At 60.6% G+C, this 26,668-nt stretch carries 24 protein-coding genes and 1 tRNA gene; 8 read left to right on the forward strand and 17 right to left on the reverse strand.

Translation table 11 applies throughout. The features are described from left to right. Positions 1-132: 132 nt before the first annotated feature. The 8 genes from OC71_RS03150 to OC71_RS03185 form a co-directional block, all read right to left on the reverse strand. The gene (locus OC71_RS03150) at positions 133-1,743 is read right to left on the reverse strand and encodes a gamma-glutamyltransferase family protein (RefSeq protein WP_041064024.1); all 1,611 of its coding nucleotides are present in this window, start codon (positions 1,741-1,743) and stop codon (positions 133-135) included. Between the two features lie 25 nt (positions 1,744-1,768). Continuing rightward, positions 1,769-2,860 carry a polyamine ABC transporter substrate-binding protein gene (locus OC71_RS03155; protein ID WP_041064027.1) on the reverse strand — a complete coding sequence of 364 codons (1,092 nt, stop codon included), beginning with the start codon at positions 2,858-2,860 and terminating at the stop codon, positions 1,769-1,771. Positions 2,861-2,880: 20 nt separating this feature from the next. Beyond that, positions 2,881-3,660: an amino acid ABC transporter ATP-binding protein gene (locus OC71_RS03160; RefSeq protein WP_041064030.1), complete on the reverse strand. Its 780-nt coding sequence runs from the start codon at positions 3,658-3,660 to the stop codon at positions 2,881-2,883. 2 nt (positions 3,661-3,662) lie between these two features. Beyond that, entirely contained in the window at positions 3,663-4,439 is a 777-nt protein-coding gene (locus OC71_RS03165; RefSeq protein ID WP_027611757.1) for an amino acid ABC transporter permease, read from the reverse strand. Positions 4,440-4,450: 11 nt separating this feature from the next. Further along, entirely contained in the window at positions 4,451-5,257 is an 807-nt protein-coding gene (locus OC71_RS03170; protein ID WP_041064034.1) for an ABC transporter substrate-binding protein, read from the reverse strand. A 79-nt stretch (positions 5,258-5,336) separates the two neighbouring features. Then, a complete protein-coding gene (locus tag OC71_RS03175) occupies positions 5,337-6,005 on the reverse strand; it encodes a GntR family transcriptional regulator (protein WP_041064037.1) in 669 nt (222 codons plus the stop codon). 270 nt (positions 6,006-6,275) lie between these two features. Then, the gene (locus tag OC71_RS03180; protein ID WP_041064040.1) at positions 6,276-6,584 is read right to left on the reverse strand and encodes a plastocyanin/azurin family copper-binding protein; all 309 of its coding nucleotides are present in this window, start codon (positions 6,582-6,584) and stop codon (positions 6,276-6,278) included. Positions 6,585-6,598: 14 nt separating this feature from the next. Next, positions 6,599-7,567: a metallophosphoesterase gene (locus tag OC71_RS03185; protein WP_041064043.1), complete on the reverse strand. Its 969-nt coding sequence runs from the start codon at positions 7,565-7,567 to the stop codon at positions 6,599-6,601. A gap of 153 nt (positions 7,568-7,720) precedes the next feature. Here OC71_RS03185 and OC71_RS03190 point away from each other — a divergent pair, with 153 nt between their 5' ends. The 4 genes from OC71_RS03190 to OC71_RS03205 all read left to right on the forward strand — a co-directional run bounded on the left by OC71_RS03190 (position 7,721) and on the right by OC71_RS03205 (position 13,383). Then, positions 7,721-8,233, forward strand: a complete 513-nt coding sequence (locus tag OC71_RS03190; protein WP_041064046.1) for a sigma-70 family RNA polymerase sigma factor — start codon at positions 7,721-7,723, stop codon at positions 8,231-8,233. After that, positions 8,226-8,966, forward strand: coding sequence for an anti-sigma factor (locus OC71_RS03195; RefSeq protein WP_041064060.1), 741 nt, complete (start codon positions 8,226-8,228; stop codon positions 8,964-8,966). Before OC71_RS03190 ends, OC71_RS03195 begins: the two co-directional genes overlap by 8 nt. A gap of 138 nt (positions 8,967-9,104) precedes the next feature. Continuing rightward, positions 9,105-11,726, forward strand: coding sequence for an EAL domain-containing protein (locus OC71_RS03200; protein WP_041064063.1), 2,622 nt, complete (start codon positions 9,105-9,107; stop codon positions 11,724-11,726). Between the two features lie 346 nt (positions 11,727-12,072). Beyond that, positions 12,073-13,383: a glycosyltransferase family 39 protein gene (locus OC71_RS03205; protein WP_041064066.1), complete on the forward strand. Its 1,311-nt coding sequence runs from the start codon at positions 12,073-12,075 to the stop codon at positions 13,381-13,383. A 28-nt stretch (positions 13,384-13,411) separates the two neighbouring features. Here OC71_RS03205 and OC71_RS03210 read toward each other — a convergent pair whose 3' ends face one another. The 6 genes from OC71_RS03210 to OC71_RS03235 form a co-directional block, all read right to left on the reverse strand. Next, entirely contained in the window at positions 13,412-14,758 is a 1,347-nt protein-coding gene (locus OC71_RS03210) for a glutamine synthetase family protein (RefSeq protein WP_041064069.1), read from the reverse strand. 21 nt (positions 14,759-14,779) lie between these two features. Then, on the reverse strand, positions 14,780-15,337 hold the full coding sequence (locus OC71_RS03215) for a helix-turn-helix domain-containing protein (RefSeq protein WP_041064072.1): 558 nt from the start codon (positions 15,335-15,337) through the stop codon (positions 14,780-14,782). Positions 15,338-15,350: 13 nt separating this feature from the next. Beyond that, positions 15,351-16,640 carry an FAD-binding oxidoreductase gene (locus tag OC71_RS03220; protein WP_041064075.1) on the reverse strand — a complete coding sequence of 430 codons (1,290 nt, stop codon included), beginning with the start codon at positions 16,638-16,640 and terminating at the stop codon, positions 15,351-15,353. Between the two features lie 93 nt (positions 16,641-16,733). Beyond that, complete coding sequence (locus OC71_RS03225) at positions 16,734-17,672, reverse strand: DUF2252 family protein (protein WP_041064078.1); 939 nt, start codon at positions 17,670-17,672, stop codon at positions 16,734-16,736. 62 nt (positions 17,673-17,734) lie between these two features. Then, positions 17,735-19,063: an ATP-binding protein gene (locus OC71_RS03230; protein ID WP_041064080.1), complete on the reverse strand. Its 1,329-nt coding sequence runs from the start codon at positions 19,061-19,063 to the stop codon at positions 17,735-17,737. Continuing rightward, positions 19,060-19,770 (reverse strand): response regulator, encoded by a 711-nt coding sequence (locus tag OC71_RS03235; protein ID WP_041064082.1) that lies wholly within the window; start codon positions 19,768-19,770, stop codon positions 19,060-19,062. Before OC71_RS03235 ends, OC71_RS03230 begins: the two co-directional genes overlap by 4 nt. A 165-nt stretch (positions 19,771-19,935) precedes the next feature. Between OC71_RS03235 and OC71_RS03240 the strand changes: the two genes are divergently transcribed. Continuing rightward, a complete protein-coding gene (locus tag OC71_RS03240) occupies positions 19,936-20,259 on the forward strand; it encodes a hypothetical protein (protein ID WP_041064083.1) in 324 nt (107 codons plus the stop codon). 66 nt (positions 20,260-20,325) lie between these two features. After that, positions 20,326-20,967, forward strand: a complete 642-nt coding sequence (locus tag OC71_RS03245) for a DUF3313 domain-containing protein (RefSeq protein WP_371260331.1) — start codon at positions 20,326-20,328, stop codon at positions 20,965-20,967. A gap of 23 nt (positions 20,968-20,990) precedes the next feature. Here OC71_RS03245 and OC71_RS03250 read toward each other — a convergent pair whose 3' ends face one another. Beyond that, positions 20,991-22,613: a mechanosensitive ion channel family protein gene (locus OC71_RS03250; RefSeq protein ID WP_041064095.1), complete on the reverse strand. Its 1,623-nt coding sequence runs from the start codon at positions 22,611-22,613 to the stop codon at positions 20,991-20,993. Positions 22,614-22,785: 172 nt separating this feature from the next. Further along, positions 22,786-23,391 carry a TetR/AcrR family transcriptional regulator gene (locus OC71_RS03255; RefSeq protein ID WP_041064099.1) on the reverse strand — a complete coding sequence of 202 codons (606 nt, stop codon included), beginning with the start codon at positions 23,389-23,391 and terminating at the stop codon, positions 22,786-22,788. A 159-nt stretch (positions 23,392-23,550) separates the two neighbouring features. On the opposite strand from OC71_RS03255, the gene OC71_RS03260 reads away from it, so the two are divergent. Together OC71_RS03260 and OC71_RS03265 are read left to right on the forward strand one after the other, a co-directional pair. Further along, positions 23,551-24,933, forward strand: coding sequence for an aspartate aminotransferase family protein (locus OC71_RS03260; RefSeq protein ID WP_041064102.1), 1,383 nt, complete (start codon positions 23,551-23,553; stop codon positions 24,931-24,933). Positions 24,934-25,127: 194 nt separating this feature from the next. Beyond that, entirely contained in the window at positions 25,128-26,420 is a 1,293-nt protein-coding gene (locus tag OC71_RS03265; protein WP_041064105.1) for an OprD family porin, read from the forward strand. A 152-nt stretch (positions 26,421-26,572) separates the two neighbouring features. On the opposite strand, the gene OC71_RS03270 is transcribed toward OC71_RS03265, so the two are convergent. Continuing rightward, positions 26,573-26,668: transfer RNA gene (locus tag OC71_RS03270), tRNA-Sec, on the reverse strand.

The following is a 26,668-nucleotide window of genomic DNA, read 5'->3' on the forward strand; positions in this document are numbered from 1 at the left end:
AACGCTAGAAGTAGGTGTGGCTAGAAAGTAGATGTGTATTGGTCAACCTACCTGTAACTTCGCCCCTTTGACCGTTCTCCGCGCAGACGGTCAGAGGGGCAAAATTCGCCAATTCCTGGCAATCAACCTGCTTTACCAAACCGCGATATGCGAATCCGCCCTTGGCTCAGTCCCGCCACACAGCACGCCCGTCACCGGATCACGCAAAATGATCTGCCCGCGTCCGTAATCCGTCAGGTCACTGGCGATCTGCACCTCATGTCCACGACGCGCCAACGCATTGGCCAGATCCCTTGAAGCGCCCTGCTCGATGCCGACCTTCATCCCGCCCAGCCACTGCCAGCGCGGCGCGTCCAGTGCCGACTGCGGGTTCAGGCCGAAATCCACCAGGTTCATGACCATCTGCACATGGCCTTGTGGCTGCATGTAGCCGCCCATTACGCCGAACGGTCCCAGCGCCTGGCCGTCCTTGGTGAGGAAGCCGGGAATGATCGTGTGAAAGGTCTTTTTGCCCGGCGCCAACGCGTTGGCATGCTCGGGATCAAGGCTGAATTCCTGCCCTCGGTTTTGCAGGGCGATGCCGCTGTGGGGCAACACCACGCCGGAGCCGAAGCCGTGGTAATTGCTCTGGATGAACGAGACCATGTTGCCCTGCCCGTCCGCGGTGGCCAGGTACACCGTGCCACTGGCGTGTGGATCGCCCGGCTTCGGCGGCTGCGCCTGATCGCCAATCTGAGCACGGCGGCGGGCGCTGTACTCGTCACTCAACAGATCGGCCACGGCCACGCGCATGTGCAAAGGATCAGTGATGTAGTGCAGGCCATCGCTGTAGGCCAGCTTCATCGCTTCCAGCTGGCGGTGCCAGGTCTGTTGGCTGTCACGGTGGTCGAAGTCGAAGCCTTCAAGAATTTTCAGCGCCATCAGCGCGACCAGCCCCTGCCCACTCGGCGGGATTTCCCAGACATCCACGCCGCGATAATTGACGTGGATGGGCTCGACCCACTGCGCGCGGTAATGCTCAAGATCCGTGGCACGCAGATAGCCGCCCGTTGCCCGCGAATGCGCATCCAGGCGTTGCGCCAAATCGCCGCGATACAAACTCTCGCAACGCGTGAGGGCCAGTTCTTCGAGGGTACGCGCCTGCGCCGGGTTACGGAAAATCTCTCCGGCCCTGGGCGCGCGACCGTCAATCAAGAACGTGTCGAACCAGGCCTGCAGCCCTTCATTGCGATAGGGACTGAATTCATCCAGCGCGATCTGCCATTGATGGGCAACCACCGGCGACAGCGGAAAACCGTCTCTGGCCAGACTGATCGCCGGTTGCAGCAAATCGGCAAATGGCAGCACGCCAAAGCGTTGCGACAGCTCGGCCCAGGCCGATGGGCAACCGGGCACCGTCACGGGCGTCCAGCCATACAACGGCATTTGCTCATGGCCGGCCGCCTTCACCGCTTCGATGCTCAGACTGGCCGGGGCGTGGCCGTTGGCATTGAGGCCATGCAACTGGTCCTTGAACCAGACCAGCGCAAACGCATCGCCGCCCAGGCCACACCCCGTAGGCTCGACCACGGTCAGCGCCGCCGCCGTGGCGACGGCAGCGTCGATCGCGTTACCACCCTTTTGCAGCATCTCGATACCGGCCTGCGCGGCCAAAGGTTGGGACGCCGCAACCATGCCACGACGGGCGAAGACGCTTTGGCGTTGCGACGGATAAGGGTATTCGTGAGCAGAAAATTTCAACATGTCAAAGGCTCTTCAAATCAGCAATTCATTGGCCGGACTTGATCCGGTTCCATTCGCGGGTGATCAGACGCTGGATGTTTTCCGGCAGATCGGCGGAGACGAAGGCATGGTTGATCACGTCGTCAGTCGGGTAGATCCCCGGATTGCCGCTGACCTTGGGGTCCATCAGCGCCGTGGCATCCTTGTTCGGGTTGGCGTAGCCGACGTAATCGCTGACCGGTGCAATCACCTCTGGGCGCAGCAGGTAATTGATAAACGCATGGGCGTTGGCGACGTTAGCGGCGTCTTTGGGGATCGCCAGCATGTCGAACCAGAGGTTCACGCCTTCCTTGGGAATCAGGTAACGAATGTCGATGTTTTTGCCCGCCTCGCGCGCCCGGGTCTGGGCCTGCATCACGTCACCGGAATAGCCGATCGCCACGCAGATATCGCCGTTGGCCAAGTCGGCGGTGTACTTCGATGAGTTGAAATAGGTCACCGAAGGCCGCAACGTCATCAGCAGTTTCGACGCCTGCTTGTAATCGTCAGGCTTGACGCTGTTAGGGTCCAGCCCGAGGTAAAGCAGGGCCTGAGGAATGATCTTCACTGGCGCATCGAGAAAAGCCACGCCGCAGCTTTTCAGTTTGGCGAGGCTCTGCGGATCGAACACCATTGACCAGGAATCGAGCGGCACATCCTTGCCCAGCACAGCGCGGACTTTCTCCTCGTTGTAGCCGATGCCTACCGTGCCCCACATGTACGGCACGGCGTATTGGTTGCCGGGGTCGGCAGCCTGCAGACGTTGCATCAAGCGCGGGTCGAGGTGCTTCCAGTTATCGAGCAATCCGCGTTGCAGCGGCTGATAGGCGCCGGCGCGAATCTGCTTGGACAAAAACTGGCTGGACGGCACCACCACGTCGTAGCCCGAATGCCCGGAGAGCAACTTGGCTTCGAGCATTTCATTGGTGTCGAAAATGTCGTACTGAACCTTGATCGTGCTGGCCTTTTCAAAGTTCTTCAACGTATCGGGGCCGATGTAATCGGACCAGTTGTAGACCTTCACCACCGAGTCGGCGGCCTGAAGCAAGGGGACCACGGCGGCGCAGCACAGCGCCGCAAACACACTCGATAAACGCATCGTCGATGTCCTTGTGAAATTCACAGCACGCGGCTGAGAAAGGCCTGGGTTCGGGGATGAGTCGGACGGCTGAAGATCTGTTCCGGCGGGCCTTGTTCGATCAGTTCGCCCTGATCGAGCACCACCACCCGGTCGGCGACCTCGCGGGCAAAGCCCATTTCATGGGTGACCACGACCATGGTCATGCCCTCCTCGGCCAGCTCTTTCATCACTTGCAGAACCTCACCGACGGTTTCCGGGTCGAGGGCGCTGGTGGGTTCGTCGAACAGCATCGCCTGCGGTTTCATCGCCAACGCTCGGGCGATCGCCACTCGTTGCTGCTGGCCGCCGGAAAGCATCGACGGGTAATGCCCGGCCTTGTCTGCCAGCCCGACTCGCTTGAGCAAGGCCCGCGCCTGTTCCAGCGCAGCCTGGCGTGGCACACCCAACACCTGAATCGGTGCTTCGATGATGTTTTCCAAAGCGGTCATGTGCGGGAACAGGTTGAAGCGCTGGAACACCATGCCGATGTCGCGGCGTTGGCGAGCGATGTTGCGTTCCGAGTCGCGCACAAGACTGCCGTCCGCCCGGGTGCGATAACCCATGGGCCGACCGCTGACCCGGATCTCCCCGCCCTGAATGTCTTCGAGCAGGTTGATGCAGCGGATAAACGTGGTTTTGCCCGAGCCCGAAGCGCCGATCAGCACCACCACTTCGCCACGGCGTACTTGCAGCGAGATGCCCTTGAGAATCTGTAGATCGCCGAAGGCCTTGTGAATGTTCAGCGCTTCGATGATCAGTTCGTCATTTGGCTGCGCCATGATTAGCGTCCCCTCAGCAGTTTCAGAGTGCTGCGACCGAACATCCGACTGGAGGCCGGCGGTGGCGAAGAAGGTCGGTCGGACTGACCGAAGCGGTTCTCCAGCCAGCGCTGAAAGAAGCCCCACAGCGTGGTAAGCAACAGGAAATAAATCGCCACCACCAGGTACAACTCGAACACCCGAAAAGTCGCCGAGGTGACCATCTGCGTGCTGAGCAACAGCTCTTGCACGCCGATCACGCTGACCAGCGTGGTGTTTTTCAGCATCACGTTGAACTCGTTGCCCAGCGGCGGCACGATGACGCGGAACGCTTGCGGCAGCACGATGCGACGCATCAGTTTGGCGAAGGTCATGCCCAGCGAACGCCCGGCCTCGTACTGGCCCTTGTCCACGGCGCCGATACCGGCGCGGATGATCTCGGCCATGTACGCGCCTTCGTTGAGCCCCAGAGCAATGATCGCCGCCTGGATGTTGCCGGGCACCACCAGCCCGAACAGCTCAATGTCTTCGAAGCGAAAAATCCCGCCCGCCGCCAGCGCGGTGTAGAGGAAAACGATCTGCACCAGCAACGGCGTGCCGCGCATCAGCCACACATAAAAACGCACGGGCAGATGCAGCAACGGGTTCTTCGACAAACGCAACAATGCAGCGGCCAACCCCAGCACACAGCCCAGCAGCATTGCCAGCACACTGATCAGGCAGGTCAGCCAGAGCCCGGTGAGATAAACCCCGCTCGGCTGCAACAGGTATTGCCAGAACACATCCCAATTGAAGTTCATCAACGCTTACCTCAATCGAGTGTGTCGCTGGAAACGTGCCATTTGCTCAGAAGCTGGTTGTAGCTGCCGTCGCTGCGCATGTCGGTGATGATCTGCTGCACCGCAGCGCTCAGTTGCGCATCGTCCTTGCGGATGCCCAGGCCGGTGAGAATCCGGCTGAAGGCCGGGACGCCTTCTTCGAACAGATCCGGAGCCATCGCAGCGTAATAACCGGCGGTTTCCACCGTGGTGCCGTAAGCGTCGACCTGATTGATGCGCAAGGCCTGGAAGGCATCGGTGTCGGTGTTGTAGACCACCAGTTTCATCGGTGGCTTGCCGGCCTTGGTCAGGCTTTCATTTTCCGCATCGAGCAAGGTCTTGATGGTCGAACCATTAAGCACCGCGATCTTGTGCCCGCTCAGATCCGCCAGGGTTTTCAGCGCCTTCGGATTGCCCTTGGGCACCACCACCGCCTGGCTGGAATACATGTAATTGACGATGTCGATCACCTCGCGGCGCTCGGGCTTGTCGAACAGCTGGTCGACGATCATGTCGCACTGTTTGGCAAGCAAGGCCGGGAGCAGTCCGGAAAACGGAATCACCCGCCAATCGACCTTCTTGTCGCCCAGGCGCTTGGCGATTTCCAGGCCCAGGTCGACGGTCAGTCCTTTGGGCTTTTGCGCTTCATCGAAAGACACCAGCGGCGGCGAATCCATGCCCGAGCAATAGGTCAGTTTGTCGACCTTGACCAGACGCTCCGGCACCGTGGGTGCGGCGAGCGCCCATTGCGAACAGAGTCCGAGGGAAATTGCAGCCAATAACAGGCGAGACGTATGCATGACCAGACACTCCAGTTCGGTTAGTAACGGGGCAGTACTCAACGTCAAAACATCGGCGGACTCGTGTTCCGCTCTGTGGTTATTTTTCCGATTGCAAAAATTTGATCAGCTCGGGCACCGTGCCTTCGATGTGCTCGCGCACCACGGCTTCGGCTTTGCTGGCGTCGCCGGCGCGAATCGCATCAAGGATGATCTGGTGCTCCTGACGCGCACTCAGGGGCTTTTCGATGTGCTGCAGCCACAGGCGCATGGGCGCTTCGATCAGCGCGTAGAGGGCGCTGATCTGCTTGAGCAACCGAGGGCGTTCGCTGAGGCTGCACAGGTATTCATGGAACTTGCGATGGCGGCTGACCCACGCCGCACTCTCGTCGCGGTAGTCATCCATTTCATCGAGAAGCCGTTCCAGCGCCGTCAACTGACGCTCGCTGATTTTGGGCACCGCGATGCGAATCGCCAGGCCCTCTAGCGCACTGCGCATCTCGAACACTTCGTGCATCTGCTCGACATCCAGACCGCTGACCACCGCGCCGCGATTGGGCCTCAGCGTCACCAGACCCTGCGCATCGAGACGGCGAAACGCTTCGCGCACCGGCATGCGGCTCATGCCGATTTCACTGGCGATGTCCTCGGCGATCAACCGGTCGCCCTTGCGGTACCGACCACCGCAGATGCCCTCCAACAGAAAGTTGTAGGCCTCTTCTTCGGCGGTCATCGGTTGACGTTGATCGAAGGCAGGAGCGAATTGCATGGCAGCACCTTTTGTCTTTTTGTATCCAATTATCCACGGATACAAAAAAGCACGATGCATGCCAGATTTCTCCGCACCGTGCCAAGCGCTTGATTTGAATGATTTAACTCACGAATTCACAACGAACAGCGATTTAATCCTGCCGCCCGAAGCTAGAACAGTGCTACCCGATAGCCCATGGCAAGCCCCGCAAAGGTGCAGATTGGTAGCTGAGTAACACTCAGGCCAGCGACACCTTCGCGGTACGTATTCAGCAGATCACGAGCCAGTTCACTGCGTCACCACCACCTTGCCGATCATCTGCGGATGCAACACGCAAAAATATTCAAACTCCCCCGGCGTATCGAACACCCAGGAAAAGCTGTCGTTGGTGTCCAGCGCACCCGAGCGAAACACTTTGTGGGTTTCCGCCACCGTGTGCGGAATCTGATCATCATTGACCCACGTCACCTTGGTGCCGACGGCCACGGTCAGGTCCTTGGGGGCGAACATGAATTCCTTGATGTCGATCTTCACTTCCGCTGCCCACACCGGCATCGCCAGCAACAGGCCCACCAGTGCCAATAGTCGCGTTTTCATCGGTTTGCCCTCGGTTACACCAGTGTCGAATCAATCAGGGCCAGCGGGTGATCGCCCTGGGTCGCGCGCACGTCGGTGATCCCCAGGTAATTGCGCAGCTGATCCGCCGCCACCGTCATAGGCCCCGGTGACGGTGCTGCGCCCGGTGCCGGCTGCGGATAAGCGGTGCCACGGGCGGTGTGGAAGGTGATGTTGCCCTCGACTTTTTGGATCACCTGATGGATGTGCCCGTTGAGCACCGTCACCGAGCCGTACTTGCGCAGCATCGCGATCGCCTGATCGCCGTCCTCGGTGCCCCAGCCCCACGGCTGATAAACCGTCCACAACGGGATGTGGGTGAACACGACGATGGGCGTGCTGCTGCTGACTGCGCGCAAGTCATCGGCCAGCCAGGCGAGTTGCTCGGCGCCGAGGGTGGCTTCATGACCGGCCTGGAAATTGAAGACATTGATCAGCCCGATGAAATGCACGCCATGATCATCAAAGCTATACCAGCCGTTACCTTTGGTGCCCTTGCCGTAACGCTCCAGGTACAGCTTGCCGCCGCCCTCGTCGAGGGTGTCGTGTTCGCCGGGGACGTAATGCACGGTGGATGGCAGGCCCTTGAGCAACTGTGCGGCGGTGTCGAATTCCTCGGGCTTGGACAGGTGGGTGATGTCGCCAGTGTGCAAGATCAGCGATGGCCGTCTGGGCAGCGCGATGACCTTGTCGATGGCCACCTGCAAGGTCTTGACCGGTTCGGGATTGGCTACCTTGTTGAAGCCGATGTGCGAATCGCTGATCTGCACGAAGTGAAAGGTGCTGTCCAGCGCCTTGGGATCGCTGACGTTGCCTGCGTCATCCAGCGCAAAGGCTTTGGGGATGCCGCCGCTCAGGGCCCAGAGAACCCCGGCCCCGGCCCACGCCGAGCATTTGAGCAGGGTTCGCCGGTCCGGGTTGAGCGGGCCGTCGGTGCGCAGCGGGTGTTTTGCTTGAATGTCCATCGATGTGTCCTCGCGGGCGAACTACAGTGAGGTAGCTGACACGAGGTAAACCTTGTGGCGTGAGGCTTTATTCCACGGCAAAAAATAAATGTTCTGGCGCGAATAAAACCCGCCGCAGCGCGGTTACAGGGGGGTGACGGTGCGGAACCGACCATGAAGCGATTTGAGGAATTGATTGCGCCCCATCTGGACGCGGCCTACAACCTTGCGCGCTGGCTTACCGGCAACGACAGCGCTGCGCGCGACGTCGTGCAGGAAAGCGCCCTGCGCGCCTTCCGGTTTTTGCAACGTTTCGCCGACGGCAACGCCAAGGCGTGGTTTCTGACCATCGTGCGCAACGAAAGCTACACCTGGCTCAAGGCTTCGGCCGGGCGCCATTGGGTCGCCATCGATGACGATCGGGTCGCTGACGAAGGCCCGCTGAGCCACAGCCAGACCCCGGAACTGCTGGCCATTCACATGGAAAATGCCGCCTTGCTCCAGCAGGCGCTGAGTGCCCTGCCGCCGGTGTTTCGCGAGGTGATTGTGCTCAAGGAACTCGAAGACATGCCTTACAAGGACATCGCCCTGGTGGTCGATATTCCGATTGGCACCGTCATGTCCAGACTGGCCCGGGCACGTGCCCTGCTCAAGCTCGAACTACTGAAGTTGCACGATCATGAATGAACTCGACTGCGCGCTTTGCCAGACACAGTTGCACGGCTATCTGGATCAGGAACTGGATCCGGCGACGGCGGCGCAGGTGACCGCGCACTTGAGCACCTGTGCCGAATGCGCGCAGTTGCACGAGCAAGCGAAGTTGCTCAAGGTCAGCGTGAAGCGCCATGTACCCTACTACCCGGCGCCCGCCGCATGCGCGGCGAGCGTGTTCGCCGCAGACAAACCTGAGCCGATGTTCATCCAGCGCTGGCAAAAATGGCTGGCCCCGGCCTTTTCCGCCGCCGTGCTGGCTCTGGCGCTGGTGCTGTATGTCGCCACTCCCGGCAGCGAGCAACCCTTGATCGACGAGGCCGTGTCCAGCCACGTACGCTCGTTGATGGGCGAACACCTCAACGACGTGGTGTCGTCCGATCGCCACACCGTCAAACCGTGGTTCACCGGCAAACTCGATTTCTCGCCGCCGGTATTCGACTACACGGCGCAAGGCTTCCCCTTGCTTGGCGGGCGTCTGGATTACCTGCAACACCAGACCACCGCCGCCCTGAGCTACGGGCATGCCAAGCACATCATCAACCTGTTCATCCTGCCGACGAACGAGGCGGACCAAGCTGTGCAGAGTCGCAGCGTGCGCGGATTCAACGTGGTCTCGTGGCAGGCCGCTCATATGCGTTTCGTGCTGGTGTCGGATGTAGAGAAAGGAGAATTGGAGGTCTTGGGGCAGTTGCTCAGAGCGCAATGACGTTGCGCCAAAGGCAAAATCCCCGCGTATTCACTACGCTTGAGAAATCCGCCGCAGCGCCATTGCCAACAACAGATTGAACAATGCGCTCGGGCCGCTGTTCCAGATGAGCAAACCCTAGCTACCAAGGACGAGCATATGGACAGTTTCGCTCCTGCCACGCCGGTTCCGCCTCAGCAAAGCGCCATTACCCGCCGCCTGGCATTTGCGGTTGCCACGCTGTTTATCGTCGGGGTGATTGCTGCGATTGGCACCCTGCTCAGCATTGCCGCTCGCCTGGATCGCGAGGATGTCGAGCAAACCCGCTTCTATACGGCCCGCGCCCTGGAAAATCGCATCGCGACCTCCAAAAGCTACATCACCAGCTATGCCGACTGGACCACGGCTTACGAACACTTGCACACCCGCGTCGATACCGACTGGGCCTACACCCAGCAGAACATCGGCAAGACCCTGTTCACCAGCGACGGTTACGACGGCGTGTTTGTGCTGGATCGCAGCCGCACGAAGTACGCCGTCGTGCAAGGACAACTCGCCGACGTGGACGTCGGCAGTCTGCTCAAGGCTTCTGCCGCGTCATTGATTGATCAGGTGCAAAACCAGGCTGATCTGACGGTACCGATCAATACCTATTCGCTGTTCGACGGATGGCCGGCACTGGTTACGGCAGCGGCAATTCTGCCCAACGACGAACGTCCGGTGGGCGATCCGACACAGACCTCGGTGCTGGTGTTCGTCGACAAGCTGACGCCTGCCAAACTGCAGGCGATCGGCACTGCCTATGGCCTGCAAAACCTGAAACTTACGGCGGATGACACGCTTGCCGACGAACAGCCTCGGGTGTCGCTGAACAACACCGGTTACAGCCTCAGCGCAGACCTTGAACGTCCCGGCCGGCAACTGCTGTGGTCACTGCTGCCCACGCTTGGCGCCGTGCTGGCAGTGCTGATGCTGTTGACCGCCTATTTCTTGCGTCACGCCGTGCGATCTTCAACCTACGTCGACCACAGTTTCAGCACGCTGCAGGCTTCGAATCAGGCACTGGAGGCGGCCAACCATGCGCTGGAAGCCAGTGAAGAACGGTTTCGCGCGGTCGCCGAAGCGGCGTCGGACTGGATCTGGGAAGTCGACAGACACTTGCGCCTGACCTATCTCTCGGCGCGCTTCAGCGAAGTGACCGGCTACCCGCAAAGCGAGTGGCTGGGCCAGGGCATCGGGCAACTGGTGTCGTGCGATACCACGCCGCTGGAGCTGTGGCTGAAGAAACTCACCGAAGACAGTAATGCCAGCGACTTGCGTTGCACCTACCGCGATCACGCCGGGCAGCAACGCCACTGTCGACTGTCGGCGCGGCCAATTATCGAGAAGCAAACCGTGGTCGGCTATCGCGGCACCGCCAGCGACATCACCGACGAAGTCGCCGCCCATGCGCAGATCCAGCACCTGTCGATGCACGACGCCCTCACCGGCCTGCCCAATCGCAACCAGTTGGCGCGTTATCTGGATGAAGCGCTGCTGCTCAAGGAGCACGCGCCGCCGCTGTCGCTGCTGGTGATCGACCTGGACAACTTCAAGCCGATCAACGACTCCCTCGGCCATCCGGCAGGCGACGCGGTGTTGCAGGAAGTCGCCAGTCGTCTGCGCGAATGCACCCGCGAGCACGACATCGTCGCACGCCTGGGTGGCGACGAATTCGTCGTGGTGCTCAATGGCATGGACACTCGGCAGGAAGTCGACCGGTTCTGTACCCGGCTGGTCGAGAGCCTGCATCAACCGATGCTCTTCGAGCACCATCCGTTGCACGTCGGGGCCAGCATCGGTATCGCCCTGAGCCGCCGCCAGGGCTTCGTGCCCAGCGAGTTGATCCGTTGCGCCGACATCGCGCTCTATCAGGCCAAGTCCGAGGGCAAAAACACCTGGTGCTATTTCGAAGCGCACATGAACGACCAGATCCAGACCCGCCGGCAAATGGAAAGCGACCTGCGCGGCGCGCTGAAAAACGACGAATTCATTCTGCATTACCAGCCGCGCTACACCGTCGATGGCAAGCACATCGTCTCGGTCGAGGCGCTGGTGCGCTGGCAGCACCCGACCAAGGGTCTGCTGGGCCCCGACGTGTTCATCGGCCTGGCGGAACAGACCGACCTGATCGTCGCGCTGGGACGCTGGGTGTTGCGCGAAGCCTGTGAAACCGCACTCGAATGGCCGTCAGACATCCTCCTGTCAGTCAACCTGTCCCCGGCACAGTTCGCCCTCAGCGATGTCGTCGAAGACGTACGCGAAGCGCTGATCCAGACCCGTTTCCCGGCCAGTCGCCTGGAACTGGAAATCACCGAAAACGTGATGCTCGTCGACACCGACGGCGCGCTGGCCACCATGAATGCGCTCAAGCAACTCGGCGTGCGCCTGAACATGGACGACTTTGGCACCGGCTATTCGTCCCTCGGCTACCTGCGCGCCTACCCGTTCGACGGGATCAAGATCGACAAGCGCTTCATCGCCTCGATCAGCAACGGCGCCAACGATCGCGCCGTGGTCCAGGCGATCATCGGCCTGGGTAAAGCCATGGGCCTGACCGTCACCGCCGAAGGCGTGGAAACCGAGGAGCAACTGGCGATTCTGGGCAAGGATCAGTGCAACGAGGTTCAGGGCTATTTCATGAGTCGGCCCATCGACAAAGCGGCATTTGCCCGGTTGCTGCAAACCGCCAGAACCGGGCCGGCCGATCATGCGCCGTCGAAGAAAGGTCGCGTCATCTAGCCGGCCTTGTATCACTGCCATTCAATCATTGAAATGCACAAAGCCCGTTTCGACACGCGTTGTTAATACGGTTTTCCTGTTGACTTCAATTGATTTTGTTCAGGGTGTGTTTAGGGCCGTCATGCTTGAATAGTCCTCGCCGCGGGCCAGGCTCAACATCAATCTCGCGCCACACAGAAGTTCAATGCAGGCGTCACCGGACTGTCAGGATTGCGGTCAAAAGAACAACTTCACTAAAGGGTTAACGATGGATCGATATGATGCCCCGCTTGTTGTAGAGCGCACTTCGCGGGTTGGAATGTTGACGGGACTGATTACGAGAAATCCATGCCTGAGCATTTTTTTCATGACACTGGCCGTGTTCATGGCATTGCAGTACAAACCCGCGGTCCTCAACTACACAACACGCTTTGTCGACTTTGCCGACTACATGTTGCTGCACGGCATCACACTGTTCCCGATTGCCGACGACCTCAAGCCTTATCCCGACTACACGGTTCTCAATACCCTGTTGGTCTATCTGGTTTCCCTGCCATTCGGCCAGGTGTCCATTCTTTCCATGGGTTTTCCGTCCTGCGTGGCCGCGTCGCTGATGCTGGTATTCATTTATCGACTGGGCGCGCTGCACAGCAAGAAGTGGGGGGCGTACGGCGTTCTTTTCAGTCTGCTGACCTGGGCTTTTCTCGACGGCGTCAACTCGCTGGCACTGGATATCTATCCGGCGCTGTTAACGGTGATGTGCTTCTACTTTGCCTATACGGCCGAGATCAAAAAAGACCCGCGCCGCGTAGTGTTTCTGTACGTCGGGCTGGCACTGGGTTTCGCTTTTCGTGGGCCTATCGGCTTGATCGGACCTGCGAGTGTCATTGGCGCTTATTACTTACTGAGCCGGCAGTGGCGCATGTTGCTGCTGTTTTCACTGCTCTCGGGGGGGATTCTGACTGTTGGGGTGGTGTTACTGGCCTGGGCGGCCTACGTGCAAGGAGGGCCAGCGTTCCTCGACGAAGTGCTGAACATGCAGGGCATCGCACGCTTCGGTTCCGACCACGCGCCACGCTATTACTTCTACTTCTCGGCAGGTCTGCTGACCTACGGCATCACGGTGTTTTACGCCATCAACGTCATTCTCAAGAAGTACAAACTGTTCTTCCGTTCGAACCGCGATAGAAACATCGACCTGCTGCGCTATCTAACCGGCTGGCTGCTAGTGCTGCTGGTGCTGTTCACTCTTCCGAGTTCCAAGAAAGCACGCTATATCCTGGCAATCACCCCGGCAATTTCACTGCTGGCCGCTTACCTCTTCGTCAGCAAGGAAGCCGCCTTCGTCCGCGCCAAAAACGGCCTGCTCAACGTCTGCCTGAAGTTGCCCCTGCTTGGGTTGGGGATGCTGGTGGCGGTGCTGGTCTACAACAACTTCGCCGATGTTTCGTTACAACCCAACTACCTGGGCGTAGTCTTGGGATTGTCTGCGCTACTGAGCTTCTACCATGGCAAACACCAGTATTTCGCCGAGCATCCCTATCGCGAGCTCATGACGCTGTCGTTTGGCGTAGCGGCATTTCTGATACTGGATATGTTTTTCTTCAACCCGATCACCTATCACCTGGAACTCATGATCGAACCCACACCGAAGTTTTTGCCGTATTGGTTTTGGTGAAGGGCTGAAGAAGTCACTGAACCAGTGATCACAAATACCAGCGATACTCCCGCGCACTGATCTCCTGCATGAATGCCAGGTGATCCTGACGTTTGTTCTCGCAATACACGTCGACAAACTCGGCGCCCAGTCCCGCACGCAGTTGTGGCTGATGCTGCAAGGCGCGCACCGCGTCGAGGATCTCCGTCGGAAAGTCGATGCCGCTGTTGCGGTCGTCGTTGAGGGGCGGGATCGGTTCCTTGCCTGATTCCAGACCATGTTCCAGGCCTACCAGAATCGCCGCCAGCACCAGATACGGGTTGGCGTCAGCGCCGGCCAGTCGGTATTCGATGCGCAGGTTTTTCGTGTCCGACTCGGGGATGCGCAGGCAGGCGTCACGATCCTCGTAACCCCAGCTCGCTTTGGTCGCAGTGTTCACCGTGCCGCTCAAACGGCGCATGGCGTTCTGGTTCGGCGCGAAAATCGGCATGCTGTGCGGCAGCAGATCCAAGCAACCGGCCACTGCATGGCGCAGCGGCTGTTGGTGATTGGCGGCCAGCAGATTGTTGCCGGCGGCGTCATACAGGCTGACATGCACATGCATGCCGCTGCCCGGATGCTGCACGTACGGCTTGGCCATGAAACTGGCGCGATAGCCGTGCTTGAGCGCAACGCCGCGGGTGCTGCGACAGAACAGCGCCGCCCAGTCGGCGGCGCGCAAACCGTCATCCAGATGGCCGAAATTGATCTCGAACTGGCCCGGCCCCAGCTCGGCGGTAATCACCGTGGCATCGATGCCCTGCGCCCGCGTCGCTTCAACCATGTCGTCAAGCACCGGGGCGAAACGCGAGAGGCGTTCGATGTGCATGTTCGGCTGATCATCGGCGTCGTCGGTCAGCTCGTCGCGAGGGAATTGCGGCAGCCCGTCGCGAAGTTTTTTGTCGAATAAGTAGAACTCCAGTTCGAAGGCCACCACCGGGTGAATACCCTTGGCTGCCAGTCGATCCAGCACTTTCGCCAATACCTCGCGGGGTTCGAATTCGATCGGTTTGGCGGTGCCGTCGGAGGTGATCAGCATTTGCCCCAGCGGTTGACTTTCCCAGGTCACGGGCTTGAGTGTGCCGGGCACCAAGCGACGCAAAGCGTCCGGATCACCGTCGTTGAAGCAGTAATCGCCGATCTTGAACAGACCGCCCTGTACGCCCAGCAACACGCAGTTCTGCGGCAGTTTCAAAGCGCTTCCCGCCGCGACTTTTTCGAGCATGTCCACCGGATAGCGCTTGCCGTAAAAATGCCCCGGAATGTCCAGGGAAATCAGGTCGACATAACGCACCTCGGGGTAGCGTTGGCGAAACGCGCGCACTTCGGCGAGCAGGTCAGAGCAGACAGCGTCCATCTTGGATTTCCTTTGTTGTTATCAGGTGTAGACCCAGAGCACGCGAGTGAGCTGCCCGGTGAGGTTGCCGTAGCGGCAATGGGTGTGACTGTCGAATTGAAAGCTGTCGCCGGCCCTCAAGGTGACCGGATCGTCGTCGTTGCCCAGCCACAAGGTCAGTTCGCCTTCGAGCACATAACCGCCCTGCTCCGAGCTGTCGTTCATGTGGCGGTCGCCGCTGCTCGCGCCCGGCTCCAGATGACTTTCGAGCATGGAGAACGAGGCACGCATCTGCGGCGACACCAGAATGTCGGTAATGCCGCTGGCGTAATACAGCGTGCGGCGCTCGTCCGGACGGGTGACCCACGGCACTTGTCTGGGTTTGGGCAAGCTGTAGAAATAGGTGGTCGGCACGCCGAGGGTTTCGCTGATCGCGGTGAGGTCGGCCACGGTCGGGCGCGACAGGCCGCGTTCGACTTGCGAGAGAAACCCCACCGAACGGCCGATTTTGTCCGCCAGCTCCTTGAGGGTGCATTTCTTGTGCTTGCGCAGGTCGTGGATCAGGATCGCCAGCGCCGCGATTTCTTCTTGCTTGTTCATGGTCAAAATCTCATCAAATACTGTCGCGCAGCCGATACCAGGCCTTGCCGATGGCCTCCAGCGGTGCGGCGAAGTGCTTGCCGCCGGGGAAACGGCCACTGCTCAGGCCCTGGTACAACGCCAATTCATCCGTCTCGCCGAGAATTGCATCGGACACCGCACGGGCGGCGGCCAGTGTCGGCAGCACGCCGTGCCCCGAATAACCCTGAAGCCAATAACGGTTGCCCTCGCCGCCGACATCAGGCGTACGGTTCATGGTCAGGTCGATGTGCCCGCCCCAGGCGAATTGCAGTTCAACGCCCTTGAGTTGCGGGAACACCCGTTCGAGAAACGGCCGGGTCGCCGCCGCAATGTCCTTGGGCATGCCACCCAGATAGGTGCAGCCGCCGCCGAACAACAAGCGGTTGTCCGGCGTGCGGCGGAAGTAATCAAGGACGAACTGGTTGTCGGTCACGCAGACGTTGCTCGGCAGCAGCGCGGTGGCTTGCTCAGGCGTCAGCGGTGCGGTGGCGACTTGATAGGTGCCGACCGGCAGGATGCAACGGGAGAGCTGCGGATCGAGTTCATCGAGATAGGCATTGCAGGCCAGCACCAGCACATCGGCCTTCACCGAACCGCGCTCGGTATTGACCCGGAAGCCATTGCCCTCCTGCTGATAACTCAACGCTTTGCTTTGCTCATGAATACGCCCGCCAGCACGCTCGATGGCGGCGGCCAGGCCAAGCGCCAGTTTCAGCGGATTGAGGTGCGCGCCTTCGGCGTCGTATAGACCGGCCTGATAGCGTTCGCTGGCGACCCATTGCGGCAGGTCTTCACGGGGAATGAATTGCAGACCGTCATGGCCCCATTTGTGACTGGCTTCGTGTTGCCATTCAGTCAGCAGGCTGACCCGACGCGGCATCACCGAAGTCCACAAATGGCCGGGGCGATAGTCGCAATCGAAACCATGCCGCCCGGGCAATTCACGCAGTTCCTGCGCGGCCCAGCGCATGCCGTCCCATAGGCGACGGGCGCGCTCATAGCCGAGCGCAGCTTCCAGCGGCGGCATGTCGCACGACCAGCCCAGAATCGCCTGCCCGCCATTGCGTCCCGACGCGGCCCAGGCCACGCGACTGGCTTCGAGCACAGTGACGCGCTTGCCGGCCAAAGCCAGACGCAGCGCGGTGTGCAGCCCGCTGAATCCGGCGCCGATGATCACCACGTCGGTGTCGTGCGCGCCTTCCAGCGCCGGCCGCGTACTGAGAACATCGGCGCAACTGTGGGCGTAATAACTGGCGACATGCTGCTGGGATTGCTGAAACATTCGGCGCCTCATGAAATTTATTTCTTATAATTTCATGAAAATCTACAGAACAAATTTCATATCGGCAACCGGCAACTGTTTCACTCACACAGATCAATGCTCGAGCGCATAACGCCGACAATGTTCGAGATAGCCTTTCTCATGACGACCCACCAATTGCACGACACTGGACCACAGCCACGACGGTGCATCCAGGGTCTTCGAGCGACACGCCTGCAGTTCACGCATCCATGAGGCGCGGGCGACCCGCGGCGCTGCGGCGGCAACGGCCTCCTTGATGTCGAGCAAGCAATATTCCTCGTCATCACCCTCGCCCACACCGAGTAGCACCGCATAACGCTTGAGTCCCAGCGAACTGCAGCCTTTGACCCAATAGGCCGAGTCGAGCATTTTCACCCGGTTGTCCTTGTTGCGCCCCTTCAATGAGGTCACCAGCGTGTGCAGGTCTGGCGTGGCGCAAAGGGTCTTCAGTGCACTGCGCTCTTCGCGTGACAGCGACCAGAAGTGCTTGCCCAGCGGAATGGTCGGTTTGGTGTTTTCGATGCGTTCCTGGGCCAGATGCTTCCACGTGCGTTGCACTGCGCTGCGCATCCCGGCCTTGACTTGCGCGGGGCGTGGCGGCTCTTTGTCGACGTCGTCTTCAAACGCCTGCTCATAGCCGCGCATCATCTCCTCGAGCATTCGTGCGGTGGCCACACCGGGCAGATCGGAACCCCGGGCGGCAGTCGCCAGCGACAGTGCGAGTCGCACCAGGTCATGCGCGGGATTGCCGATAACCGTCTGGTCGAGGTCGCGGATGTGGATATCGATGCGCCCTTTCAGATCACCGGTCGGACCCAGATTGCCGGCATGACAATCGCCGCAGATCCACACCGCCGGCCCTTTCGGCAGGCGGCGCCCGGGCTGGCTGTGCAGCCACTCATAAAACTGCACCGTACTGCCGCGCACATAAGCGTGCGCGGAACGGGCCATTTTCAGATTGCGAAGTTGTGAAAGCGGTACGAGGCGTGCGGAGGGCCGTGGGGTTTTCATGGACGCTTCTTGCAGAGAATGTGTCCTGTTGACCGTCCGTCACGCGCAAATGTTTCAAAGTATTACAGAGGCAGCTCAACCCGAGCCTGCAAGCCGCCGCTGCTGCGATTGCTCAACGTCAGTTCGCCGCCCTGCTCGCGCACGATCGCCCGCGCCGCCGACAGCCCGAGCCCGACGCCACCGGTTTCCCGGTTGCGCGAGGTTTCCAGGCGGAAGAACGGGTCGAACACCCGCTGCAACGACGCTTCGGGAATCCCCGGCCCCTCGTCGCTGACGTCAACGCAAACGCTGTAGCCATCGCTGCTCAAGGTAATGGCCGGCTGCTGCGCGTACTTTTCGGCGTTTTCCAGCAGATTGACGATCACACGCTTGATTCCCAGCGGGCGGCCCTCGTAGACCAGATGCGCCGGGCCATGGAAATCGATGGCGATGTTCTGGTCGCGGTAGTCGTCGATGATGGTCTGCAGCAACTCCGACAGGTCGAACGCAGTGCTTTGCTCCGGTTGAGTGTCTTCCCGAAAGAACGCCAGCGCAGCGTTGATCATCGACTGCATTTCTTCAATGTCGCGGATCAGTTTGCCCTGATGATCAAAGTCCTCCATGAACTCGCTGCGCAGGCGCATGCGGGTCAGCGGCGCACGCAAGTCGTGGGAGATCGACGCGAGCATGTGCGTGCGCTCGCTGATGTAATGCTGGATCTGCGCCTGCATGGTGTTGAAAGCGATGATTGCCTGGCGGATCTCGTCCGGGCCTTCGACTTTTATCGGCGGCGCGCGCAGATCACCGCCAAAGCGGCGGGCGGCACTGGCAAAGCGTTGCAGCGGTTTGGCCAGTTGCTGCGTGGCCAGCCAGGCCACCAGCACGGTGGCGATCAGACCGAGGGCGATGATGATCGCGATGCGTGTGCCGATGTCCAGGCCCCAGGAGCGCTCAGGCGAAGAGAACAACAACCAGCTGGCATCCGGCAGTTGAATCAGCGCCGCGTAGCGCGCCAGCGGACTTCCGCTCGGCCAGTCGGCGGGATTGAACACCCGAATGTCTCGCTCATCACCCAGCAACTGATGCAACCCCGACGTCTTGTTGGCGATGAGCTGCGTACCACCCGCTGGCAATCCAAGTTCGTCACGTTGCGCACTCCACGTCACCTCCTGCGTCGGGCCGGTTGCCGCGTGCGCGAGTTTCGGGCGTAAAGGCGCAGGTGCAGCCTCGATCACCTTGACGGTCGCCGCAATCTGCTCCAGCAACCCGGTGCGCTCAATCGGTGGCCGCGCCCAGGTCCCGGCCACCTCCACGAACAGAAAATTGAGCGCCAGCGAAGCCAGCATGGCCGCGACGATGGTCAGGGCGATCCGCCGACTCAGCGGATCACGGCGCAGGAAGCGACGGATCATGCGCGCGTGACCTTGGCGGTGAACAGGTAACCGCCGTTGCGCACGGTGCGGATCAGGTCCGGACGCTTGCTGTCCGGCTCGATCTTGCGGCGCAAGCGGCTGACCTGCACGTCGATGCTGCGATCAAAGGCGTCGTGGCCCTGGCCGCGAGACAGGTCGATCAGTTGCTCGCGGGTGAGAATGCGTTGCGGGTGTTCGAGAAACACCACCAGCAGATCAAACTCGCCACCGGACAGCGGAATCATCACGTTTTCCGGGGAGCGCAGTTCGCGACAAGTGATATCCAGATGCCAACCGGCGAAAGCAATCACCGGTCGCGAAGGTTCGCTGACAGGGCTGACCTGCTCACCGGCACGACGCTGCACGGCGCGCAGACGGGCCAGCAGTTCACGCGGGGCAAACGGTTTGGTGACGTAGTCGTCGGCGCCCAGTTCGAGGCCGACAATCCGGTCGCTCAATTCGCCCATGGCGGTCAGCATGATGATCGGAATGCCCATCTGCGCCCGCACTTTCTGGCACAGGCTCAGGCCGCCTTCACCGGGCAGCATCAGATCGAGAATGATCGTGTCCGGGCGCTGCTGGGCAATCGCGGCCCACATCGCTGCGCCATCAGCGGCGACATCGACCTCGTAGGCGTGCTGGACGAAGAACTTCTTCAGCAGGGCGAGAATTTCCACGTCATCGTCGACGATCAGCAGTCTGCTCACGGGCACAGGATCCTCAGGCCAAAAAAGAACGCATCTAAAACCATTCTGGCCGCCAGGTCATATATTTCAATCGAGCAACATTCCTTCGTCGCGGACATCAAGCGGACATGCTGCGGCAAAACCCCTCAGGCACTCTGCTCGCCATCGACAACCGGGGGGCATTCAATGAGCGCATTGCACGACAGGTACACCGCCGAGGGCCACGACGCCCGCTATCCGTTGATTCTCAGCCAGCGCACCAGCGCGCCTGATCAGAATACGCCGTTGCTGTTTCAGGAGTTCTGCCTGGGCCTGTCAGATGACCAAAGCCGTATCGTCCTGCGCCGCTATTTCGAACAGTACGACCCGGCAGACGCCCGATGGGTGGAGTACGTGCATTCGATTCCGACCGCCGACCTCATCCAGTGGATCATGAGCCACGGCCAGCTGCACATCGAATGCTCGGACAACACCCCGCCGCTCTCCTCCCCAATCACTGCCCGCGCTTGAACGACGCGGGTCAAAAAGCGCAAAACAAGGATTCGCATGATAAAAAGCCATTGCTTGATGACACTGATGTGCACAGCGTCTCTGAGCCTGTCGGCCTGCAGCAGCAAAACCGTTGAACCGCAGAAGTACACGGGATTTCTGCACGATTACAGCGTGCTGAGCGAGCACACATCGCCATCCGGGCAGACCGTGCTGGGCTGGGTCAGCCCGGCGCTGGCCCGAGGGCGTTACACCCAGGCCTATCTGGCGCCCAGTCAGTTCTACCCCAGCGTCGCGCCGACCGAGCGAGTTCCGCTGAGCACGCTGTCCGGCGTCACCGACTACTACGACGCCGCGCTCAGGCTGGAACTGGGCAAGGTCATGCACCTGGTATCGCAACCCGGGCCGAATACCCTGACCGTCAGACCAGCGATTACCCGCGTCGCCGCCAGCACCCAAGGCTTGCGCTTTTATGAATGGCTGCCAGTGACCCTGGTTGCCGCCGGCGTGAGCACCGCCACCGGCATCCGCGATCAGGACAGCGAAATCACCACCGAAGTCTCGTTCGAGGACGGCTCCACCGGCGAAGTGGTCGCCGAAGTGGTGCGCAAGGGTACCGGCGTGCCGCTGGAAAACGACAAACAAGTGCTGACTGCCGATGACGTCAAAGGCGTGCTGGACGGCTGGGCCAGCGATCTGGGCAAGTCGTATGCCGCGATCCGGCGCTGACGCCCCCCAAAGAACGGCACTGACTAAGGCAAATCCTGACCCTCCGGTTTTTGTGCGGGGGCCGTGAACCACTTGTCCTTCGGCACTCGCTTCTCTTGCTGCGGGTCATCCAGATAATGCGGCGACATGATCTGCACGCCATATTCGTTGAACACATCCTGAATATTGGCGTGAAGCATGCTCAGCAACACCGCACGCGGGCGCGGCTGGCTCGGAATGGCCTGCGCCACCAAGCGATATTCGGGATAGAAATCCGACAAGGCAGTCTGGAACACCTGAGCCGGCGGGTCTTCCAGAACACCCGGCGTGCGGCGGGCCGCCTCCAGCAACATCGCCTCGACCTGCCGCCACGGGGTGTCGTAACCGATGGTGACCACGGTATCGACCACGTAACCGGGACCCTTCACGGTGCGCGAGTAGTTTTTGGTGACGGTGCCGGTGATCATCGAATTGGGCAGCGTCAGCACTTCACCCAACCCCGTGCGGATGCGTGTGGTGAACATGCCCAGCTCGGTGACGGTGCCCTCATATTCGCCGATCCTGACGAACTCGCCGGGGCGCAAAGTGCGCGTGTAGGTCAGGATCAATCCGGCTGCCGCCTGCCCCACCACACTGGTGGCACCGAGAGAAATCATCAGGCCGATCAGCACCGACAAGCCCTTGAACGCATCGGTGCCGGCGCCCGGCAGATACGGATACGCCATCGCCAGGGCAAACAGCCAGATGGCCAGCGAGGTCAGGCGTTGGGTCGGTTGCAGGGTCTCATGGTTCAGCCAACTGAAGGTGCCCGGGGTCGCCATGCGCCGCAAAATGCGCCGGGCAAACGCCGTCACCCCACGGGCTATAAAGAAAATGGCCAGCGCCACGCCGAGCCCGGGAATCGCCCCGACAATGCCATCCAGCAGATAGCCGGCCAACTCGAACAGGTAGTTGTTGAGGCTTTCACCCCACGGCCGGGTGTAGGGAAATCGCGACAGGACAAACCCGAGCCATTCATAGGTCAATAGCGCAATCACCAGCCAACGCAACACCAACAGCAGGCGACTGACCAACGGATAAAGGAAATTGGCGTCGATCAACTGCACCCGCCCGACTTTCAGCACCTGGGTATGGCGCTCCATCAACTCGGGCAATTTGCTCAGCAACTTGCGACGCAGGTAGGCCAGGCACCAGAGCAAGCCGACATAGATCACAGTGGACGCTGCCGCCAGCGCCAGAGACCTGAGGATCAGGTGCAGGCTGCGCGCCTCCCCGGTTTCAGTGACCACCTGGCGCAGTTTCTCGGCCGCGCCTTCGGCAGCCTGCTGCACTGAGGCGTATTCGAGGCCATCAACGTCCTTGGGCGCGACGATGAACGCGCGCTTGTCGCCCAGTAAAACCATGTAACTGTTCTGGATCGGGTCGATCGAGACCGTCAGATTCTCCGACTCGTCCAGCGCCTCGGTGATGACCGTCTTCGCTCGCTTGACTCGCGTCGCCGGCGATTCGCCCAGCAGCGTCGCGCGAAACAGCATGATGCTGCGGTTGGCGACCTTCAGCTCCACCGCTTCATTCGCAGGCTTTGCCGTCTCCTCAAGCGCCCAGCCACCTGCGGACCCGAGCAAGGCACACACCGTCATCGCTACTGCCAGCAGCCTGCTTCGCATGCGCGTGTTTCCTTACGCCCGGGTGTCAGAGGAATACGTAAGGCAGCGTAGTTGAGCGCTGAACGGTTGTCAGATCGGCTTGCAGGATGAGGGTGATGACAGTATTTCTTCATTGCTGCCATTCACTCTGCGGACAGCCTTCGCCTCTGACGGGTCGGACCTGTCAGTCCGTTCAACCTTCCAGCATGCCGTGACACAACAGCGTCAACACCCCGCGCATGTGCAAGGCATGCGCCGGTCGGTCCGGCACTTCCTGGGTCGCCAAACGGATAAACGCCATGTTCGCGTACTGGTTGAACAGCGTTGCCGCCACGTCCAGATCGACCGACGCACGCAGTTTGCCCTGCGTCTGGAAATGCCCGAGCAGCGCTTTGGTTTCTTCGATCACCGCCGCATTCCACGGACTCAACGCCTGAGCCAGCTCGCCGGTCAGCAGAAACGGCGCCAATTCACGCCACAGCGAGGCCGGCATCGCTTGCAGTTGGTAGTCGGTCATCAAGCCTTCAAACTCGCACAGCGCCTCCAGCGGATCACTGTCGTCGTCCAGATTGGCCCGCGCATCACGCATCGCCTGCTCGTCCGGCTGTTTGAGCAAGGCCAGCAAAATTTCCTGTTTGCCGCCGAAATAATTGACCACCGTTGGCGCGGAAACCCCGGCCTGATTGGCGATTTGCTCCAGCGTGGTCGCGCCGAAGCCGTTACTGATGAACAGCTCCAGCGCCGCCTGCGCAATGACTTCCCTGCGCTGTTCCTTTTGCCGTTCTCTGAGCCCGCTCATGGTGCTGGTGTCCTGTCTCGCTGATGGACGTCAGCCTACGGTTTTCTTTTTTTATCGACAAATATTTTCTTTACAAAAATATTTTTAAGTGACAAATATTAGCCGTGCACCGCTGGAATGAACGCGCACTCACTTGCCCCGTTTCTCTGGAGAACCGCCATGTCCGCCGTATTCGATCCGACCCGCAGCACCCGCGATTACCAGGCCGCCGACGCCGCCCACCACATTCACGCCTTCGTCGACCAGAAGGCGCTCAACGAGGAAGGCCCGCGGGTGATGGTCAGCGGGGATCGCCTGGCGCTGTGGGACAACGACGGCAAACGTTATCTGGACGGCATGTCCGGCCTGTGGTGCACCAACCTTGGCTACGGACGCAAGGATCTGGCCGCCGCGGCCACCGCGCAGCTGCAACAACTGCCCTACTACAACATGTTCTTCCACACCACTCACCCGCAGGTGATCGAGCTCTCCGAACTGCTGTTCAGCCTGCTGCCCAGGCACTACAGCCACGCGATCTACACCAACTCCGGCTCCGAAGCCAATGAAGTGCTGATCCGCACCGTGCGCAAGTTCTGGCAGGTGATGGGCAAACCCGAGAAGAAAATCATGATCGGCCGCTGGAACGGCTACCACGGCTCGACTCTCGCCGCGACGGCGCTGGGCGGCATGAAATTCATGCACGAAATGGGCGGCACCATCCCTGACGTCGCGCACATCGACGAACCATACTGGTTCGCCCACGAAGGCCACCTCAGCCCCGAAGAGTTCGGCCTGCAGGCAGCGCGGCAACTGGAAGACAAGATTCTTGAACTGGGCGCCGACAAGGTCGCTGCGTTCGTCGCCGAACCGTTCCAGGGCGCTGGCGGCATGATCATCCCGCCCGCCACTTACTGGCCGGAAATCCAGCGCATTTGCCGTAAGTACGACGTGTTGCTGTGCGCCGACGAAGTGATTGGCGGGTTTGGCCGCACCGGCGAATGGTTTGCGCACCAGGCCTTCGGTTTTGAACCGGACACGCTGTCGATCGCCAAAGGCCTGACCTCCGGCTACATCCCCATGGGCGGCCTGATCCTGTCGCGACGCATGGCCGAAGCGCTGGTGGAAAAAGGCGGCGTGTTCGCTCACGGCCTGACCTATTCCGGTCACCCGGTGGCGGCGGCGGTGGCCATCGCCAACCTCAAGGCCTTGCGCGATGAACGCGTGGTTACACAGGTCAAAAACGACACCGGCCCGTACCTGCAGAACTGCCTGCGCGAGGTTTTCGGCAACCACCCGCTGGTGGGCGAGGTTCAGGGCGTCGGGCTGGTGGCGGCATTGCAGTTCGCCGAAGACAAAGCCACCCGCAAGCGCTTTGCTAACGAGAACGACATCGCCTGGCGCTGCCGCACCATTGGTTTTGAGGAAGGCCTGATCATTCGATCGACGCTGGGCCGAATGATCATGGCCCCGGCATTGATCGCTACGCGGGCGGAGCTGGATGAGTTGGTCGACAAAACGCGCATCGCCGTGGATCGCACCGCTCGCGAATACGGCCGCCTGTAACCCATAGCCCCTGTGGGAGCTAGCCGGCTAGCGAAAGCGGAGTGTCATTCAACATCAATGTCGACTGGCAGGCCGCCTTCGCTAGCAGGCTAGCTCCCACAAGGGCACTCGGTTGAACTCAGCACATCGGCTCAATCCGGCCCGGTTGATCGTGCCCATCATCGGAGACCTTCCCTGATTGTCGGTCTCCCTCGATGGCTCCCTCGACACCACGCTTTGCACTGTTGGCCCTGCTTTGCGCAGCGACCGACACGGTTTTCGCCAGCGACTTCTTCAACGAAGCCAAAACCGACGTGCTCAGCCGCAACTTCTTCCTGAGCAACGACTACCGCTCGCCCTCGCCCTCCGGCAAAAACTATAAGCAGGAATGGGCCCAGGGTTTTATTGGCACGTTCACCTCTGGCTACACACCGGGCAGCGTCGGTTTTGGCATCGATGCCCACGCCTTTCTCGGCCTGAAACTCGACGGCGGCAAAGGTCATTCCGGCACGGGGCTGTTGCCGATCGACAGCAGCGGTCGCAGTGAACCGAACTACTCCAGCGCCGGCGGCGCGTTCAAACTCAAGGTTTCGCGAACGACCCTCGCGTTCGGCGAGATGACTGTGGAAACCCCGGTATTCGACACCTCGGACAAACGCCTGCAACCGGAATACGCCACAGGTTTACTGTTTAACAGCCGTGAAATCGATAACGTAAACCTCACGGCTGGACACTTCACCGCGTTCAAGAATCAGGACAGCTCTTCGAGCCACGGCGACTTTTCCGGCTACGGCGCCACCACCGAGGCCGGCGGAATCAGTTTTCTCGGCGCCGATCTATACGGCGACAGCTCCGTCGGTGGTTCGCTGTACGCTTCGGAACTGACAGACACCTGGCATCAGTACTACGCCAATCTGCACGTCAAACAGTCCGGCCTGCTGCTCGACGCCAACCTCTACCACACCCGCGATACCGGCCGCGCGCTGGCCGGCGCCATCGATAACACGGCGTTCAGCCTGTCCGGCAAGTACAACTTTGGCCCGCATGGATTGATGCTCGGCTGGCAACGCATCAATGGCGATACACCGTTCGATTTCGTGGGCGGCGACTCGATCTACCTCGCCAATTCGATCAAATACGCCGACTTCAACGGCGCCGGCGAACGTTCCTGGCAAGCACGCTACGACCTTGACCTCGGCGCCTTCGGCATCCCCGGCCTGACCTTCATGACCCGATATGTTCGCGGCAGCCACATCGACGGCACCCACGCGCCCAAGGGCGGCGCGTACAACCTGTTCGATGCCGACACCGGCGACTATCAGCCGCAGCAAGGCGCTGGCGGCAAGCATTGGGAACGGGACATCGACCTGAAATACATCGTGCAATCGGGAGCGGCGAAGGATTTGTCGGTGCAGCTGTCGCATGTCTCGCACCGAGCGAATGAGGCACAGGCCGGCGATGATATCGACCGGATTTATGTGGTGATTCAGTATCCGCTGGGGTTTTGATGGCGGGTGGTCAAACCCAGACTCAGAGCCGACGTCACCTACGAATCCATCGACTGGAAAGACTCCACGAAGCCGCCGACAACGCCCCCCCTGTGGGAGCGAGCAAGCTCGCTCCCACAGGGGATTCAGTGCGTCGTGAATGCTGCGGTAATTGGCGGAAGGCAGCCGGAGTCGAACCTGCCCGGGAACGGATGCCGTCCCCAACCGGGTTTGAAGCCCGGCCGCGCCACCGGGCGCGATTGCCTTCC

Origin of the sequence: Pseudomonas sp. W15Feb9B, assembly GCF_000828175.1 — a bacterium.
Classification (GTDB): domain Bacteria; phylum Pseudomonadota; class Gammaproteobacteria; order Pseudomonadales; family Pseudomonadaceae; genus Aquipseudomonas; species Aquipseudomonas parakoreensis.